Annotated in this window: 15 protein-coding genes and 1 tRNA gene; 11 read left to right on the forward strand and 5 right to left on the reverse strand. The window is 48.8% G+C overall.

Annotated elements, in window-relative coordinates; genetic code table 11:
* Positions 1-17 precede the first annotated feature (17 nt).
* Positions 18-752: a tellurite resistance TerB family protein gene (locus tag BMY63_RS11145; protein ID WP_091900028.1), complete on the forward strand. Its 735-nt coding sequence runs from the start codon at positions 18-20 to the stop codon at positions 750-752.
* Here the strand turns inward: BMY63_RS11145 and rnr are convergent.
* The gene (rnr, locus tag BMY63_RS11150) at positions 733-2,955 is read right to left on the reverse strand and encodes a ribonuclease R (protein ID WP_091916844.1); all 2,223 of its coding nucleotides are present in this window, start codon (positions 2,953-2,955) and stop codon (positions 733-735) included. The genes BMY63_RS11145 and rnr overlap by 20 nt on opposite strands.
* A 428-nt stretch (positions 2,956-3,383) precedes the next feature.
* Between rnr and BMY63_RS11155 the strand changes: the two genes are divergently transcribed.
* The 4 genes from BMY63_RS11155 to BMY63_RS11170 all read left to right on the forward strand — a co-directional run bounded on the left by BMY63_RS11155 (position 3,384) and on the right by BMY63_RS11170 (position 6,470).
* Positions 3,384-4,373, forward strand: coding sequence for an NAD-dependent epimerase/dehydratase family protein (locus BMY63_RS11155; RefSeq protein ID WP_091916846.1), 990 nt, complete (start codon positions 3,384-3,386; stop codon positions 4,371-4,373).
* A gap of 36 nt (positions 4,374-4,409) precedes the next feature.
* Positions 4,410-5,378, forward strand: a complete 969-nt coding sequence (locus BMY63_RS11160) for a phosphatase PAP2 family protein (RefSeq protein ID WP_176771044.1) — start codon at positions 4,410-4,412, stop codon at positions 5,376-5,378.
* 179 nt (positions 5,379-5,557) lie between these two features.
* Positions 5,558-6,025, forward strand: coding sequence for a transcription elongation factor GreA (greA, locus tag BMY63_RS11165; protein ID WP_091900031.1), 468 nt, complete (start codon positions 5,558-5,560; stop codon positions 6,023-6,025).
* A 46-nt stretch (positions 6,026-6,071) separates the two neighbouring features.
* The gene (locus BMY63_RS11170; protein ID WP_091900032.1) at positions 6,072-6,470 is read left to right on the forward strand and encodes an HIT family protein; all 399 of its coding nucleotides are present in this window, start codon (positions 6,072-6,074) and stop codon (positions 6,468-6,470) included.
* A gap of 29 nt (positions 6,471-6,499) precedes the next feature.
* On the opposite strand, the gene BMY63_RS11175 is transcribed toward BMY63_RS11170, so the two are convergent.
* Positions 6,500-7,594: a mannose-1-phosphate guanylyltransferase gene (locus BMY63_RS11175; RefSeq protein ID WP_091916848.1), complete on the reverse strand. Its 1,095-nt coding sequence runs from the start codon at positions 7,592-7,594 to the stop codon at positions 6,500-6,502.
* A gap of 151 nt (positions 7,595-7,745) precedes the next feature.
* Between BMY63_RS11175 and BMY63_RS11180 the strand changes: the two genes are divergently transcribed.
* A tRNA-Leu gene (locus BMY63_RS11180) sits at positions 7,746-7,827 on the forward strand.
* Between the two features lie 89 nt (positions 7,828-7,916).
* Here the strand turns inward: BMY63_RS11180 and BMY63_RS11185 are convergent.
* Both BMY63_RS11185 and BMY63_RS11190 read right to left on the reverse strand, forming a co-directional pair.
* Entirely contained in the window at positions 7,917-9,158 is a 1,242-nt protein-coding gene (locus BMY63_RS11185) for an esterase (RefSeq protein ID WP_091916850.1), read from the reverse strand.
* 109 nt (positions 9,159-9,267) lie between these two features.
* Positions 9,268-11,634, reverse strand: coding sequence for a glycoside hydrolase family 3 N-terminal domain-containing protein (locus tag BMY63_RS11190; protein WP_371113587.1), 2,367 nt, complete (start codon positions 11,632-11,634; stop codon positions 9,268-9,270).
* A gap of 223 nt (positions 11,635-11,857) precedes the next feature.
* Here BMY63_RS11190 and BMY63_RS11195 point away from each other — a divergent pair, with 223 nt between their 5' ends.
* The 5 genes from BMY63_RS11195 (at position 11,858) to BMY63_RS11215 (ending at position 15,871) form a co-directional block, all read left to right on the forward strand.
* Positions 11,858-12,754: a cation diffusion facilitator family transporter gene (locus BMY63_RS11195; RefSeq protein ID WP_371113588.1), complete on the forward strand. Its 897-nt coding sequence runs from the start codon at positions 11,858-11,860 to the stop codon at positions 12,752-12,754.
* 106 nt (positions 12,755-12,860) lie between these two features.
* Positions 12,861-13,178, forward strand: a complete 318-nt coding sequence (locus BMY63_RS11200; protein ID WP_091900389.1) for a heavy metal-binding domain-containing protein — start codon at positions 12,861-12,863, stop codon at positions 13,176-13,178.
* A 24-nt stretch (positions 13,179-13,202) separates the two neighbouring features.
* On the forward strand, positions 13,203-14,324 hold the full coding sequence (locus tag BMY63_RS11205) for a DUF418 domain-containing protein (RefSeq protein WP_091916852.1): 1,122 nt from the start codon (positions 13,203-13,205) through the stop codon (positions 14,322-14,324).
* Between the two features lie 7 nt (positions 14,325-14,331).
* Positions 14,332-14,982, forward strand: coding sequence for a CatA-like O-acetyltransferase, family 2 (locus tag BMY63_RS11210; protein WP_091916854.1), 651 nt, complete (start codon positions 14,332-14,334; stop codon positions 14,980-14,982).
* 10 nt (positions 14,983-14,992) lie between these two features.
* Positions 14,993-15,871: a PhzF family phenazine biosynthesis protein gene (locus tag BMY63_RS11215; protein WP_091916856.1), complete on the forward strand. Its 879-nt coding sequence runs from the start codon at positions 14,993-14,995 to the stop codon at positions 15,869-15,871.
* A 66-nt stretch (positions 15,872-15,937) separates the two neighbouring features.
* Here the strand turns inward: BMY63_RS11215 and BMY63_RS11220 are convergent, their stop codons facing one another.
* Positions 15,938-17,257 carry a serpin family protein gene (locus BMY63_RS11220; RefSeq protein ID WP_091916858.1) on the reverse strand — a complete coding sequence of 440 codons (1,320 nt, stop codon included), beginning with the start codon at positions 17,255-17,257 and terminating at the stop codon, positions 15,938-15,940.
* Positions 17,258-17,696: the final 439 nt, after the last annotated feature.

The following is a 17,696-nucleotide window of genomic DNA, read 5'->3' on the forward strand; positions in this document are numbered from 1 at the left end:
ACCATTTATCAACAAATATGGGAGGAGTTCTTACAGACATCATGACTATCACGACAGACAATGACTACTCATTGGCTCGTGATCTTATTGGCCTTGCCCTTGCCGACGGAAAAATCACTGAAGAAGAAAAGGCCGCCATAGCAAGAATCTGTCAGTTGGACAATATCACCGAGGATCAACTCAAGGAGATGTTCAAGAGTAGCGGTCAACAAGCTCAAGTTGCCATTCCCGCCACTCGAAAAGAGAAGGAAGATTATCTGGTCAAGATGATTCAGGTTATGGGAGCCGACGGCGACAGCGCCACAGAAGAGATTTTCCTTTTGGAGATCATGGCGGGAAGACTTGGTTTTTCCCGACTACAGTTGACAGCACTAGTCTTGCTCAATGCCACCAGGAAAAATTTCCCTGGTGACTTTGGTGCCAAGGTACTTTCTACTTTCCTGAAGAACATTGTCGACCCTAAGGGTAAAAGCAACCAACAAAACCACGATAATATCGCTAAGATTTACGATGCGGTCGCAAACACTACAATCCTAACAGACGATGCTCAGGAGAACCAGCTTCTCCTAAGAGAGGCCTTTGCCAAAGCGACCCAGACCCTCTTAGCCAACGAACTACTTGCCCGTGAGTTCCAGACGGCGGGTCTTAACTTCAGGGAAATACTAGAGTCTGAGAGCATAAAAGCTCTCGGAAGGCAGATTCAACTGCAGCAACGGCCAGGAGACATCATTATCAATCGTCTGCCAGGGTAAAATCGAGCTGTTTCTTCTCGAGGTTTGCGCGAGCCACCTGGATACGGATCGGATCACCGAGCTGATACTTCGTGTGATGACGGCGGCCAACAATCATATAGTTTTTCTCGTCGAAATCGTAGTAATCGTCACCTAGATCACGGATGGGAATCATACCCTCACAATGGTTCTCATCTATCTGAGCATAGATGCCATACGACTGGATACCGCTGATATGAGCATCGTACGTATTACCTATCTTATCCTCCATAAACTCCACCATCTTATATTTGATGGAGTCGCGTTCTGCATTCTGGCTGATCTGCTCCATATCAGAACAATGCTCACAGAGTTCCTCATACTTATCCTTGTTGGCCGAGCGAGCACCCTCTTGGTACTTCGTCAGCAGTCGGTGCACCATTGTATCGGGATAACGGCGGATAGGTGAGGTGAAGTGCGTATAATAATCGAAAGCCAATCCATAGTGGCCGATATTATGGACGCTGTATTTTGCCTTCATCATCGCACGGAGAGCCACAGTCTCAATAGCATTTTGCTCACGGGTTCCCTCTGCCGAGGACATCAACGCATTAAGACTGCGAGAAATGGCACCCTTCGTTCCGCTGGTCTTCATCTTATAACCGAACTTGGCGACAAACTCACGCAAGTTCTCCAACTTAGTCGGATCCGGTTGATCGTGAATACGATAGGGAAGCGTCTTTGCCTTCACCCCTTTCTTCACCTTACCAACAGACTCGGCCACGGTTTTATTTGCCAAAAGCATAAACTCCTCAACGAGTTTATTGGCATCCTTTGATGTTTTGAAGTAGGCCCTGATGGGCTTACCTTTCTCATCGATATCGAAATGTAGTTCTTCGCGGTCGAATTTCACAGAACCATTCTTGAAACGGGCGGCACGAAGTTTCTTGGCCAGAGCATCAAGCTTAATAAGTTCTGTAGCATACTCCCCCTTGTAAGGATGTTTCTTCGTAGCTGGCGGTGCCGGCTCTCCTGTGCCGTCCTTGACACCGTTATCCTCAAGAATCTGCTGCACCTCCTCATAAGCGAAGCGGCGGTCGCTGCGGATCACGGTATGGGCCAGATGCCAGCTCTTCACATTCGCCTCATCATCCATCTGGAAGATGACGCTATAGCACAGTTTCTCCTCGTTAGGGCGGAGTGAGCAGATGAAGTTACAGAGTCGTTCGGGCAGCATGGGGATCGTACGATCCACGAGGTAGATGCTCGTGGCACGCTTCACCGCTTCCTTATCGATCATGGAACCCTCCTTCACATAGTGTGACACATCAGCGATATGCACGCCCACCTCCCAGAGCTGCCCTTTGCTCTTCTGCGCCTCACCATTACCAACGGCTCTGATAGACAGAGCATCGTCGAAGTCTTTGGCATCTTTGGGGTCGATGGTACAGGTAAACACATCACGGAAGTCCTCACGTCGTGCGATCTCCTGTGGTGTAATCGTCGCATCAATTTTCTCTGCAGCCTCTTCCACTGCCTTCGGGTACTTGTATGGCAGGTTATACTGCGCAAGGATGGCATGCATCTCGGCGTTGTTCTCACCAGTCTTTCCCAAGATGTCAATCACCTCGCCAATGATATTCTTATGTTCTGAGTCGGGCCATTGCATCACCTTAACCACAGCCTTATCGTCAGACTTTCCTCCTTTCAACTTACGTTTTGGAATGATGATATCATGAACAAATGTGCTATCGGGGGTAACGAGAAATGCGATATCCTTCGTCACTCGGAGCTTGCCGACGATAGTATCATGAGCCCTCTTGAGAATTTCCACCACCATAGCCTCCTTAATATGTTTGTCACGGCGGGCCATATACGATACTTTTACACGGTCACCATCCATGGCCGACATAGAATTACGCTCTGCCACAAAGACTGGGGTTCCACCGTCATCGGGCACAAAGGAATTGCGCCCTGTCGCCTTGCGACGGAAGATGCCCTCCTGAACCTGCGTTTTCATGTTCAGGCGGTATGAGTTATCGCTGACCTTGCTCAGGAAGTCGTCCCATGCCATCTCCTCCATCACGTCGATAGCAAGCATCTTCAACGGATGGGTATCAAACTTCAGTGCTTTGAATATCTGCTTAAACGAGAATGTCTCGTTTGGGTTATGCTGAAAGAGATTCTGAAGCAGTTCACTGACCTGCTTCTTCCCTAGTCGTTTTCCACCTTTTTTCTTTCCCATAGTCTTATATACTTCATATAGTTCGACGGCAAATTTACGAAAAAACGAGAGAAATGCAAAAGGAATCCTTGTTTTTCTTTTGCATTCTTATATGCTCTATTTGACTAAATATTTACAAATTGTATGCCGTCACGAGGTCGCTTGAAGAAAGGGCGGAGCAAGCTGGGAGTTTCATGCCGGCAAAGTGGCAGAAACCTGGGAGGAACCCCGACTTTCCCGCTGGGAAAAACAAACAGCCCCAAAACGCCCATAAACAGGGCTTCCCAAAGTCGTCTCCACAACAGGTAAACAATCTTTACTCTATAACAAACAAACTTCCTGTCCAAGGAGGCATCTCTTTCTGTACAGACAGGCCCTCTGAACTTTTATGCCCTTTTCTTTCGCAAAATGAGATTTTTGCACTACCTTTGCACCCAAAACAGCGAAAGATGAAGATTCTGATTACTGGCGCGAGCGGATTTATCGGCTCGTTTATCGTAGAGGAGGCCCTCAGAAGAGGCTTTGAGACATGGGCTGCCGTGCGAGGAAGTAGCTCAAGGGAATATCTGCAGGACGAGCGCATCCACCTCATCGAACTGAACCTCTCGTCGAAGGAACAACTCGTAGAACAGCTACGAGACAAGGACTTTGACTACGTGGTGCATGCTGCTGGTGTGACAAAATGCCTGAACAAAGCCGACTTCCATCGGATTAATACCGAAGGAACGAAGAACCTCGTCGAGGCAATTACCGATCTACAAATGCCATTAAAACGCTTTGTGTTCGTAAGTAGTCTCAGTATCTTCGGAGCCATCCGTGAGAAACAGCCCTATCAGGAGATTCGCGAGACGGACACCCCACAACCCAACACCGAATACGGAAGGAGCAAGCTGGAAGCCGAACAGTTCCTTGCCACGACCACAATACCTTATATTATATTAAGACCAACAGGTGTATATGGCCCTCGTGAAAAGGATTACTTCATCATGGCGAAGAGTATCAAACAACACTCCGACTTTGCCGTAGGCTTTAAGCGTCAGGATATCACGTTCGTGTATGTCGACGACGTGGTACAAGCAGTCTTCCTCGCCTTGGAGAATGGCAAGACGGGGCGTAAATATTTCCTCTCCGACGGGAAGGTATACCAGAGTGCCACATTCAGTAACCTGATCCATGAGGAACTAGGACGTCCTTGGTGGATCCGCATCACGGCACCCGTATGGGTCCTCCGCATCGTAACGTTCTTTGGAGAGTATATTGGGCAGATAACAGGTAAGGTGACGGCCCTAAACAACGACAAGTACAACATCTTGCGCCAGCGTAACTGGCGCTGTGACATAGAACCGGCTCGGCGCGAGCTGGGCTACCAGCCGAAGGTGCAACTGGCGGAAGGCGTCAAGAAGACCATCCAGTGGTACAAAGACCACCAGTGGCTGTAATCCGCAATTGACAACAAAAACAATACTGAACTCACATTGAAATCACTAAGATATTTATTCGAGATTGAGAAGAAGCCGAAGAAAGGACTGCTGACCGTCGAATGGGTCATCCTCGGCTATCTGGCACTCACCCTGCTGATCATGTTTTTCACCTACACGAAAGTGGTCAACCCCGAGTCGATGCTCTGGGGGCGCATACGTATCGTGGCGATGACCATTGCCATGTGGGCTGTCTATAGGATGCTGCCCTGCAGGTTCACCCACCTCTGCCGCATCATTGCCCAGATGGCCCTGCTTTCCTGGTGGTATCCCGACACCTATGAGTTCAACAGGATGTTCCCCAACCTCGACCATCTCTTCGCAGGCTATGAGCAACAGCTTTTCAACTGCCAGCCTGCCCTGCTCTTCTCGAAGAACTTCACCAATCCGGTGCTCAGCGAGCTGATGCACCTGGGCTATGCCTCGTACTATCCACTGATCGCCTTGGTGACCCTGTTCTATTTCTTTTACCGTTATAAAGAATTCAGTCGCACGGCCTTTATCATACTCACTGCGTTCTTCGTCTACTACGTCATCTTCATCGCGCTGCCCGTCACAGGACCACAGTACTACTATCTGGCCGCAGGTATGGATAACATCGCCAACGGAGTGTTCCCCAACATGCACGACTTTTTCGCTACACACAGTGAGAGCCTGCCCATCCCCGGCTATCGCGACGGATTCTTCTACCAATGCGTGGTGGCCGCCCACGATGCCGGCGAACGCCCCACGGCCGCCTTCCCCAGCAGTCATGTAGGCATCTGTACAATCTTGCTCTTCCTCGCCTGGCGCGCCAAGAACAAGAAACTCTTCTATGGCATACTGCCCTTCTTCGTGCTGATGTGCTTCGCCACCGTTTACATCCAAGCCCACTATGCCGTAGACGTCATCGGAGGATGGGTTTCCGCAGCCATCATCTACATGGTTCTCTGTTATGCATGGAGATTTACAGGTCATCGCAACTGATGTTTTTTTGCGAGAAAAATTTGTTTGATTCGAAAATATTTCCTATCTTTGCACACAGACAAGTAAGGATAAGACATCATAAGATCATGAGGATTCCGACACGACGGTATTGTCGGGATTCTTTGTTTTTTGTTTATCCATCTTAGAAGAACAATGTAGAACAATAAAAAAGAATAACTATGGCTTATATGTCACAAGAAGGCTATGACAAACTGATAGCCGAACTAAAACATCTGGAAAGTGTTGAGCGCCCAAAAGCCTCAGCCGCTATCGCCGAGGCACGCGAAAAGGGCGACCTCAGTGAGAACTCAGAGTATGATGCCGCCAAAGAGGCACAAGCTCATCTTGAGGATAAGATCAATCAGTTAAAGTTGACAATCTCCGAAGCAAAGGTTGTCGATACATCCCGTCTGAGCACTGACGCCGTTCAGATTCTGTCGAAAGTAGAGATGACGAACTTGACCAATAAGGCCAAGATGACTTATACCATCGTCAGCGAGAGCGAGGCCAACCTCCGTGAGGGAAAAATCTCTATCCAAACTCCAATCGCACAAGGGTTGCTCAATCACAAGGTGGGCGACGAAGTTGAAGTTACAATACCACGTGGCACCATCAAACTCCGTATTGACAAGATTACGGTTGGTTGATTTGGCTTGTGGCTATTAACTGTTGAACATTTCAAAGATTTAAGTGATGGACATTTTCAGTAAGATTGCAGCAGGCGAGATTCCTAGCTATAAGTGCGCTGAGAACGAGAAGTTCTACGCTTTCCTTGATATCAACCCATTGGTAAAAGGCCATACCCTCGTGATTCCTCGTCGTGAGGTAGACTATATCTTCGACATGGGCGATGACGAGATTGCCGAGTATCAGGTGTTTGCCAAGAAGGTGGCACTGGCAGTCGGCAAGGCATTCCCCTGCAAGAAAGTGGCTCAGGTGGTGCTTGGTTTGGAAGTTCCTCATGCCCATATTCATCTAATTCCGATGCAGTCGGAACAAGATGTTGACTTCCGCCGAGAGAAGTTAAAACTCACGGAGGAGGAGTTCAAAGATATTGCATCAAAGATATATGCAGAATACAAGAAGCAGTAGCCTATGAGCTACTGCTTCTTGTATTTACACTATACGAAATCGTCACCGTATCGGATCTGTACCTCACTGACATACTTTCGGACGAGCGAAGACGAGTCGCCCTTCTTACAAATCATCAACACATTACCTTCCTCGGCAACGATATAACCGTCTAGACCATTGAATACACCAAGCTTCCCCTTCGGTAACTTGATGACATTATCGTGGCAGTCATCCATCACCACCTCCGAGTTTATCACCACATTATCGTTCTCTACCTTACTCATCGCCTCATAAATAGCATGCCATGTACCCATGTCGGCCCAACCAAAATCGCACTTCATGACAAAGACATCGTCACTGTGCTCAAGGATAGCATAGTCGATAGACAGGTTCGGATAAAGCGAGTAACGTTGAGCCACATACTCCATTTCCTCCTCATAGGTATAGTTGGGCTTCTCCACCTCAAGATTACGCAGCACCTCCGGGAACTGCATTTCAAAATTACGACGCAGATGCTGTCCATTAGAGATAAATATACCCGTGTTCCAATAGAACTCGCCACTTTCCATGAACATCTTCGCGAAATCACGCTCCGGCTTCTCCGTGAACGATTTCACCTTATACACATCCGACTTACAACTCAAATCACCAAGTTGTATATATCCATAGCCCGGCTCTGGTCGAGTAGGCTTCACACCCATGACCAACAGAACATCATTCTCCGACACATAACCGATACCACTCTCCAGACTCTCAACGAAGGAGTCCTCATGAAGCACCATCTGGTCTGAAGGAGTGATAATGATATTCGCATCCGGGTTTTCCCGAAGGATTCTCATGTTCGCCCAAGCCACACTTGGAGCAGTATTACGATGAACAGGTTCTACCAAGATATTCCGTTCTGGTATCTCTGGCAACTGCTCTTGAGCCTGCGCCAGATATTCCTTACACGTACATATATATATATTCTCTTTTGGCAAAAGTTTCGCAAAACGATCATAAGTTTCCTGCAGTTGCGTACGTCCTGTCCCGAAAAAATCTATGAATTGTTTGGGGTACAAATTCCTACTACAAGGCCATAATCGTCTGCCGCGACCTCCTGCGAGTATCACGCAAAAGTTTCTCTTGTCAGTTTTATCCATGAATCATATTTATAGTTAACCTTCCGCTTGCGAAGATAAGCATAATAAGTGACATTAGCAAGCATTTTTCATTTTTTTATCAGAAACCTTTGTCATTTCATTTTTTTATATTACCTTTGCACCCACTTTTGGTAACCAGCAAGCGACACATGCCCAGATGGCGGAATCGGTAGACGCGCTGGTCTCAAACACCAGTGGGGCAACCCGTGCCGGTTCGACCCCGGCTCTGGGTACTTCGGTACTAGTTTAAGACTGGTTACAAAAACAAGAGCGCTGCAAGTCAAAACTTACAGCGCTCTTTTCATATATAATCAGTTTTTCCTTATTTAAAAACCTTCTGTGCAAACATCGTCAGATAGATGCGCCAGTTACGCCAGATATGCCCACCGTCGGTCTCCACATACTCATACTTGTAACCTTTCTCGTCTAAATAGCTGCGCAGATCAACCGTACTCTGATAGAGGAAATCTGTCTTACCCATACCCATCCAGTAGAGTTTGGGCTTACTACCGAAGAGACGAGCAGACTGCTTGGCGAAATCCGGATCACTCTTGATCTGTTCGGCAAAAGGCTGGTTCATATTGAAGTCCTTGCCCAGATGCAGACCAGCAGAGAAAAGACCATAATAGTCGAACGTTGTCGGATAGGTAAGACTGATGCCGAAGGTATGTCCTCCACCCATCGACAGACCGCAGACAGCACGACCTGCACGAGTCTTGATCGTTCGATAATTAGCATCTACATAGTTCACGATATCCATAAAACTGGCAGGAATAGTAGCTGCAGCAGGAGCCGTAGGACCCGTGCCAGCATCACGGAAACCTGGGGTATACATGCCAAACGACCACTCCCCAGGAGCCGCCTGACAGTTAGGATTGCCATTCGGCATCACCACGATCATCGGCTTGGCCTTGCCTGTAGCAATCAGGTTGTCGAGAATCTGTGCAGCACGTCCGAGTTCGCTCCAAGCGTTTTCATCACCACCGGCACCATGCAACAGATAGAGTACCGGATAACGACCACCTTTGTCATAGCCCGCAGGGGTATAGATGGTCATACGACGCTGCATCTTCAACGTCGGACTGTTATACCACACCTTTGAGAGGTTACCGTGAGGCACCTCATTTACACGATAGAGATCACCCTTATCGCCCTTCTCATCACTGACGATGAAGATGTTCGTGAACGACACGATGTCACGATTCACATAGATATTGGCAGGGTCTTTCACGCCCGTCATACCGTCAATATTAAAAGTATAACTATACATCTCAGGAGCGAGCTTGTCGGTGGTGTAGCTCCACACGCCGTTCTTACCCTCCTTCAGCTCGGCCACGCCCGGGGCATCATACTTGCCATAGCCAGGCACATCAATGGTCTGGGTGGGTAAGAAATCGCCTGTCACCTCCACCTTCACAGCCTTGGGCGCAAACAGATTAAATGTCACCGTTCCATCTGGATTGACGACGGGAGATTGTACATTAGCACTATTGAAGAGTTTCTCCTGTGCTGTGGCGCCTAAGCAGATGAAAGCAAGCGCCAATGTCATGATAGTCTTTTTCATACGATTGTCATTTATTTATTTGAATTATCCTATGCAGTTTGCAGGCCACATCTACTGCCATACCCTCATGGGCACAGCAGGGATTGCCGTTTGTTTAATCACATCGTGATTACCTATGTAAGAGATTAAGTTTCACGTTAGGTTTCAGCACATTATTCACTTTATGGGTGTATGCCTTCACCTTGGCTGTAGCCTTAGCCTCCACATCGCTGGCCGACGAGCATATCATAAATGTGTAAAGACCGGCATCCGTCTTCCATGCCGACAGTTTCTCGTTGAACGAAGCGAGATCAGCAGTCGAGACAGTCATTGTCACGGTCTCGTTCTCACCGGGCTGCAGCAGACGTGTCTTGGCAAAGTTGCGCAACTCCTTGGCCGGCTTGTTTGCCTTCTTGCTATCTGGTGCAGCCACAAAGAGTTCCACAACATTACGACCAGCATAGTCGCCTGTATTTTTCACATCTACCTTGATGGTAAAGATACCATTCTTCTCGCTCACACGCATATTCCCATAGTCGAACGACGTGTAACTCAGACCAAATCCGAAAGGATAGGCCACAGGCTTGTCGAAGCTGTCAAAATAACGATAACCCACGTAGATATCCTCCTCATAGTTGGTAAAATCGATATTCTTCTGCGGCTCCCTTTTCTTGGCATCATCCTTGTTACGCCCCCACATGAACATCGCACCAAGCGTCTTATCGTCGACATTAGAGGGGAAATTCTTATCGGCATAGGCATCACCGTACTTAATCTGGAAAGTCATAGGTAATTTTCCGCTGGGGGTCACCTTACCAGAGAGTACGTCGGCCACAGCAAAACCACTTTCCTGTCCACCTTGCCAAGTACAGACAAGTGCATCCACCTGATCCTGCCATGAGGCCACGTCGATAGGACTGCAGATGTCAAGCAGGACCACCACCTGTTTCCCTTGTGCATGATAAGCCTCACTGATCTGCTTGATGAGCGCCTTCTCACCATCTTTCAGATAGAAGTCTGCCTCACTACGGTCGGCAGCCTCGCCACTCTTACGTCCCAGACTGATGATAGCCACATCACTACCATCGATGGCAGAAGCAAGCTCTTCATTCGAAAAGAGCTTCTCCTCTGCACGAGCAGGAGGCATCAATGAGAACTGCGGGCGACCGTTGGGATATAATCGTTTCTGCTCGCCAGCGATATGTTTCTTATAGATGCCGATGAGAGGCTTACACACCTCATAGCCTGCGCTACGCATACCTTCAACAAGCGAGACGGTATAGTGACCTACGGTAGTACCACCAAAGCCCGACCCTCCAGATATCCAGTCGTAACTGGTACAACCGAAGAGAGCCACACGCTTACCCTTTAACGGCAACAGCTTCTCCCCGCCTTCGGAAGCACTGGAGGAACGACCGTTCTTCAGTAATACGATACCATCGGCTCCCACCTCCCGAACCACCTGAGCATGCGCCTTCAGGTCTGGGGTGTTCGTATATGCATAGCCCCTGAAGTTATGGGTTTTCACGACATATTCAAGGATACGCTTCACGTTGGCATCGAGCACCTCCATCGACAGTTGTCCATTCTTAGCGGCAGCAAGAATGGTCTGATACTGCATGTCGCTGCCAGGCTGAAGCATATCGTTACCGGCCTGCATGGCGGCCACAGCATTATCACCGCCGCCCCAATCCGACACATACATACCTTTCCATCCCCACTCGTCGCGAACGATGGTGGTCAGTAGTTCATGATTCTGCACGGCATATGGACCGTTCAACTTATTATAAGAGGTCATGATGGTCCAGGGATTGCTCTCCTTGACCATGATCTCAAAGGCCTTCAGATAAATCTCACGAAGTGCACGTTGTGACATCTGAGAGATGTTATTGCTGCGGTTGGTCTCCTGATTGTTTGCAATAAAATGCTTCGGACAGGCGGCCGTACCCTCACTCTGCACACCGTTCACATAGCCTGCAGCAATCATGCCCGAGAGATAAGGGTCCTCACTATAGTACTCATGATTTCTACCACAGAGGGCGTCACGTATCAAGTTCATCGAGGGTGAGAGGATCCAGTCGAGTCCGAATTCTTTCACTTCATTACCGATGCCTTGTCCGACCTTATAGGCAGCCTCACGGTCCCAAGTAGAGGCAAGGGTCATGCTAGCCACAAAGTCCGTGGGGTAATAATCACGATGATCCCAATCACGGTGGTGGTCCATACGCAGGCCTTGCTGACTATCAGCACAGTAGGTCTCGGGGATACCCAGACGGGCGATGGCATACGTGCTTCCTGCCGTACCAGGGAATTTCGCCTCATCATTGAAATGCATACCGCAACCCAGTACAAGATGACATTTCTCTTCCAGCGTCATCGTTTGCACAATCTCGTCAATATTGGTTGCAGAGAGCTTGACCTGTGCAAAGACAGACATATGCAAGCCGCTACCCAAGAACGTGCCTGCAAGCATCAGACATAGTTTAATCTTCTTCATTGTTTTATAGTTTTGTTATTGATTCTGCAAAGATACGAAAACCTTACAGATTCCGGCTGCAAAGATATAGATTATTTTCAAAAACGCTTTTCCGCTCCGTTCATTTGTTTTATATCTGTGTTCAAAAGTGCCCGTCAACTATCCCATTCGTTCATTTTCTGTCTTGTTTGTTCATTTTCCGAAGACATTTAGATGATTTCTCGAATTAATGGCGTATTTTTGTATGCGAAAAGAAAAGATGGAAAGAAACAAGGAAATCTATAAGGTCACCCTGATAGGTGGGGCAGTAAATATTGTCCTGTTGCTCTTTAAGTTCGTGGCGGGCATCATGGGGCATAGTGCCGCGATGGTTGCCGACGCCGTCCACTCGCTCAGTGATTTCGTAACGGACATCATAGTACTCGTCTTTGTCCGCATCAGCGGCAAGCCCAAGGACAAGTCACACGACTATGGTCACGGCAAGTACGAGACCCTGGCGATGACCCTCATCGGTGTCGCTTTGCTCGTCGTGGCAATAGGCATCGTCTATAGCGGCATGGTGAAGATTGGGGCATGGATGGGCGGTCAGCAGTTGGATGCTCCCGACATGCTGGCACTCTGGGCAGCCCTTTTGTCTGTCGTATTAAAGGAGGCCGTCTACCGCTATTCGATGATAGAAGCCAAACTATTAAACTCACAGGCCCTGGAGGCCAATGCCTGGCATCATCGCAGCGACGCGCTCTCGTCAATAGGTACTGCCGTCGGCATTGGCGGTGCTATCTTCCTCGGTCGGCGGTGGACGGTTCTCGATCCTGTAGCCTCAGTCATCGTTGGACTATTTATAATAAAGGTGGCAACAGACCTGTTACGTAATGGCATCGGCGACCTGATGGAGCAATCACTACCCGACGAGGTGGAACAAGAGATCCTACAACTCGCAGCATCCGTACCTGGTGTGGCAGAGCCTCATGATCTGTGCACACGTCGGCTCGGTAATCACTATGCCATCGAACTACATATCCTTATGGACGGCGACATCCCCCTAAGCGAGGCCCACGACAAAGCCTCCGAGGTAGAAGCTCTTCTCAGACAGCATTATGGAGAAAGCACTCACATCTCCGTCCATGTCGAACCGAAATAAAATCACCGGAGAAGATAAGAAGGCGGAAGCAAATCATGCGGAGTTATGCAACTTTTTCGTATCTTTGTCACGTCATATAAATAAAGATCTTAAAACGATAACAATTATGATACTTACAACAACCCCAACCATTGAAGGTCACACAATCCGAGAGTATAAAGGTTTGGTGACAGGCGAGACCATTATTGGTGCTAACATCGTCAAAGACTTCTTTGCAGGCATCCGCGATGTCGTAGGCGGACGCTCTGCCAGTTACGAACAAGTGCTGCGCGAGGCAAAAGACACATCATTAAAAGAGATGATGGAGCGTGCCCAGGTTATAGGCGCCAATGCTGTTGTAGGAATTGATATCGATTACGAGACCATCGGGAGCAACGGTTCGATGCTCATGGTGTCTACTAGCGGAACGGCAGTAGTCATCTGATGCTATAGATACGTTATTTATCCCATGTATACAACTCGTCATCTCCCCAATACCCGAATCGATGTGGCCGATGCCCTAAGGGGAATCGCTGTGGCTGGTATCATCCTGTATCATTCTGTTGAGCACTTCAACATCTTTACCATGGAGTCGATAGCCCACACTCTGCCCTGCGACCAGCAGGTGGCCGATGTGCTGGCATGGCTGCTCTCTGGTAAGATGTATGGCATCTTCGCCATGCTCTTCGGACTGAGTTTCTTCATCATGAACGACAACCAGCAGCAAAAGGGGCGCTCGTTCTCTGGTCGCTTTGCCTGGCGTATGTGCCTGCTGTTTGGCATCGGCCTCATCAACTTGGCCTTCTACGATGGCGACATTCTGATGCTCTATGCGTTATATGGTCTGTTGCTCATCCCTATCAGCTATCTGCCATCGCGAGTCGTCTGGTGCATCCTTGTATTATTAGCCATCCAACCCGTGGAGCTCTTCTGTCTGCTGACTGGTCGTACGATTGATCATTCCACCATGTGGGAACTGTATAGTCGTATCAACAGCATGCACGAACATGGCTCGTTTCTGGAGAACACCATCACCAACCTCCGATACGGGTTTGAGGTGAATTTCAGATTCAATGTCTTCAGCGGACGTCTGACACAGCTCCTCTGTCTCTTTATCCTCGGCATGCAACTTGGTCGACAGAGGTTGTTCTACAACGAGGGACACAACTTACGCATCTGGCACATGGTCCTTTGTGCTTCGACGCTTATCGTCGTCAGCCTAAGCTTCATCGACTTCGGAGCACTTTCCTTGTGGGCCACCCCCATCTACAGTCTTTTGATCCTGCTGATGATTGTCTCGGCAGTGGTCTCTGCCTGGTATGCTTTCGGAGGTGTGCGCCGCGTACTTCATCACCTCTGCATCTTCGGCCGAATGAGTCTTACCAACTATCTGCTGCAGTCCATCATCGGCTGTGCCATCTTCTGTGGTTATGGTCTGGCCTGCTATCGACGACTCGGTACCACCTATGCTGTGATCATCGGCCTGAGCATGGTCATCTGCCAATACCTTTTCTGCCGTTATTGGTTTAAGAATCATCCTCGTGGCCCATTAGAGGGGCTCTGGCGGAAACTGACATGGATAACCATATAAGATCAGTATGAAACAAGAAGTAAACCCGCAGGAGACGTCTCGTGCGAAGGCCTTCGAGCTTTGGATGAAATCACCCATGCCGATGGTGACGCTTACCAAGACCTTCGACGTGACACGTCTCTATAAGGTCAGCAAACAAAGGGGCATCAAGTTCAACGTGCTCCTATGCTGGTGTATCGGCAAGACAGCCAGCAGAATCAAGGAGTTCTACCTCTTGCCTGAGAAAACCCAGACAGACGAGCAGGAGGCAGGATTGCTGGGGAGGCTCTATAAATTTGACAGCCTTGCCATCAACGTGATCGTCGACAACAAGGAAGGAGACATCAACTCGTGCGACATTCCCTATACTGACGATCTGGAACAGTTCAATACCGATTATCTGAGCATGACACGATTGGCCAGTGAGACATGTACGAGCTCCTTTCGCGACGACATGATGATAGTAGGAACCTCCACGTTGGTAGCCACAGAACTCGACTGCATCGTCAATCAATACAGTAATGTCTTCAACAATCCCTTTCTGGCCTGGGGCAGATACAGGCACCGCCTGCTGAAGACCACACTCCCCATCTCGTTCCAGTTCCATCATGTGCAGATGGATGGCGGACACGCAGCCCGCTTCCTGGAAGATCTACAGAAAACCATCAAGACGATATGAGCATTATAAGATGAAAGCATACAAGTACATCAAGAGTAACGCTTTCACGACTGGGGATTCGCTTGGCAACCCAGCAGCATGCCTGTTCCTGGGCGACGCGACCATGACAGGCGAACAGATGCAAACGATTGCCAGCGAGCACAAAGGGTTCGTGATGGAGATGGTGTTCTGCGGACATTCTGATAAAGCAGATGCCAAACTGACCTACTACTCATCAGAGTGTGAGGTCGACTTCTGCGGCCATGGAACCATCGCCACCATGTATTCGTTGGTCAAGGACACCCCCGAACTGATGTCGAAGCCCGTAGTCACCGTAGAGACCAACCGCAAGGGAATAATCGAGGTGTATAACGCCATCAAAGAAGAAGATGCCGTCTACATCAGTGCCCCAGCCCCCATTGAGCATCCAACGGAACTCACGACAGGACAACTGGAAGATATCCTGGAACTGCCTGACAACAGCATCCGCAAGGACTTGCCCATACGAATCATTGACGCAGGATTGCGGACGCTTATCGTACCCGTCAAAGACCTGGCGACAGAGATCTCGGTCTACCCAGATGTGAACCGTCTGAAGACCTTCTGTGAAGGAAACGACATCGATATCATCCTTCTCTTCTCCAAGCAGACGGCCGATGCTTCGGCCTTCGCCCATTCACGAGTCTTCGCGCCAAGGTTCGGCTACCTCGAAGACCCTGCCACAGGCTCTGGCAACAGTGCCTTTGCCAACTATCTGCTGAGCGAGCACCTCTGGGACGGTCAGCCTGTCACCATCGAGCAGGGTGGCGATGATCGCATCTTCAATGCCGTCAAACTGAAGTACGTCAACGGAAAGGTTCTCTTCGGAGGAAAAGCCACCGTACGGATAGAAGGAACATATCAGATATAGGTATAAGAGGATGTGTCATTCTTGACACATCCTCTTATACCTTATCAACACCAATCAAAGACTCATCTACTCGCCAGTAAACTTACCCACGAACAGGATGATGCCTGTTGAAACTTCACGTATCACATAGACGAAAGGCTTATTGGCATGGAAGATTGCCTTGGGATACTCGGGGGGATCTGACGGACCAATAGCGCTAGTAAACATACCAGCTATCGTGACTGCCGCAGCCTCCGATCCCTCTTCGCTGACCTTGATCTTTGCCTTCTGCCGCATCGTACCTATAAAAAGATTCCTATCTTCGCACATATTAGGTATCTGCGAGAGATCGGCATTGAAAGCTAGATTGACGCCCAACTTACGCATCAGCTGATTAAGCTTTCCATCCAGGTTATCGGTATCTGATGATGTCTCGAACCTAGGCAACTTCAGATCGACTTCATAGGGAGAATAAGTATCCGTACCACAGAAGTCGCGCCCCTCCGAAGCGTACTGGTTCACGCGCTTAATCACGTCGTCTGTTGTCTTCCCTTCCTCTGGCAGCATCACGGTCATCTCCCACGAGCCTTTGCCGTAAGGCATCTTAATCGAAGAATAGACATCATCTTTGTGATATCTTATCAGCACTTTCTGGTGCATCAAGGGCAGCGTGAGATTGCCATTTAGACTGGCGAAGTCCTCTTCCTTGGTGTTCTTCTCGTCAAACTTCGAAGCCCAGTCGGCCTTGAAGTAGATAGCATTCAACAGATACGACACCGCATTAGGGGCTGTTGCTTCAATTATCTCAGGAATCATACCCTTGGTCTTGTCATTACACCATTTGTTGATAACGGCAGCCGACTGTTGGGATGCGCTAAAGTCGAGTACCTCGGCCTTGGCATCATAATAGTCCTTTAGATCCTCCTCGAACTGCTTCTTCAGCGTGTATTGCTTGTTCAGGAAGAGGGCGTTGGCGATGTTCAGCGTCACCTTATTATCCACCTTTGGCAGATTGTCGATCAGGTTCTTGCAGAACTCGTTCACAGCCTTGGAACCTCCCTGAAGGAAGCCTAAGGTCTGCTCGATCTCCTTCTCTGTCTCACCTACGGCGGCATCGTTTACCATTCCCAATGCATAGGTGATGCTGAGTGGCGAGTAGATGAAACTCTTGCCGCTCTGATCAGCCTCGTTCGCTGCTTTCAGGAAGTTAAGAGTAAAACGGTTGTTGTCGTTGACGAATACCTGCTGCGCTTCAGTCAATACGATGCGGGTGTCCTCTTCCAACATGTTAATGGTTGCCACCGGCGCTTTTAACTCTCCAAAATTCTCTATGTCCGACGAGGAGCACGACAGCATCAATACAGCCAAAGCCGCAGCGGCCAGGATTGCAAATAGATTCTTTTTCATATCTGATACTTTTAGGAATGTTTCTGCTACTATAACACAGACAAGCGGCAATTCCTGCACGTCCTTGTGTTAAATAATCATAACGCCCTAGAAGTCTGGGCACGACAAGCTAAGAGAGAGGCTAACGAGTGTGACACACCTCCACGGCCCCACCGCGGTCCCTGAGCCTGTCGAAGGGAGTCCCATAGGGCCCATGGCGACTTTTCTTTACAAACGACCGCTTATAACTCGCGTGGTGATCAGGAGCATGGGAATGTGGGGCGTAGGCGCGAGTTTTGAGCAATTTCGATAATTGACTGATAATAAGGCAATTACGACTACACAAGAAAGAGGTAGGATTTTACAGTCAAGGAGATAGGCCTTATGAGTCGTGGAGATAGGGTTTACGAGTGTAAGAGATTATCTCTATACCCTATAAGGGATTATCCCTTTCTCTCGT

Source organism: Prevotella aff. ruminicola Tc2-24 (genome assembly GCF_900110895.1).
In the GTDB taxonomy this organism is placed as follows: domain Bacteria; phylum Bacteroidota; class Bacteroidia; order Bacteroidales; family Bacteroidaceae; genus Prevotella.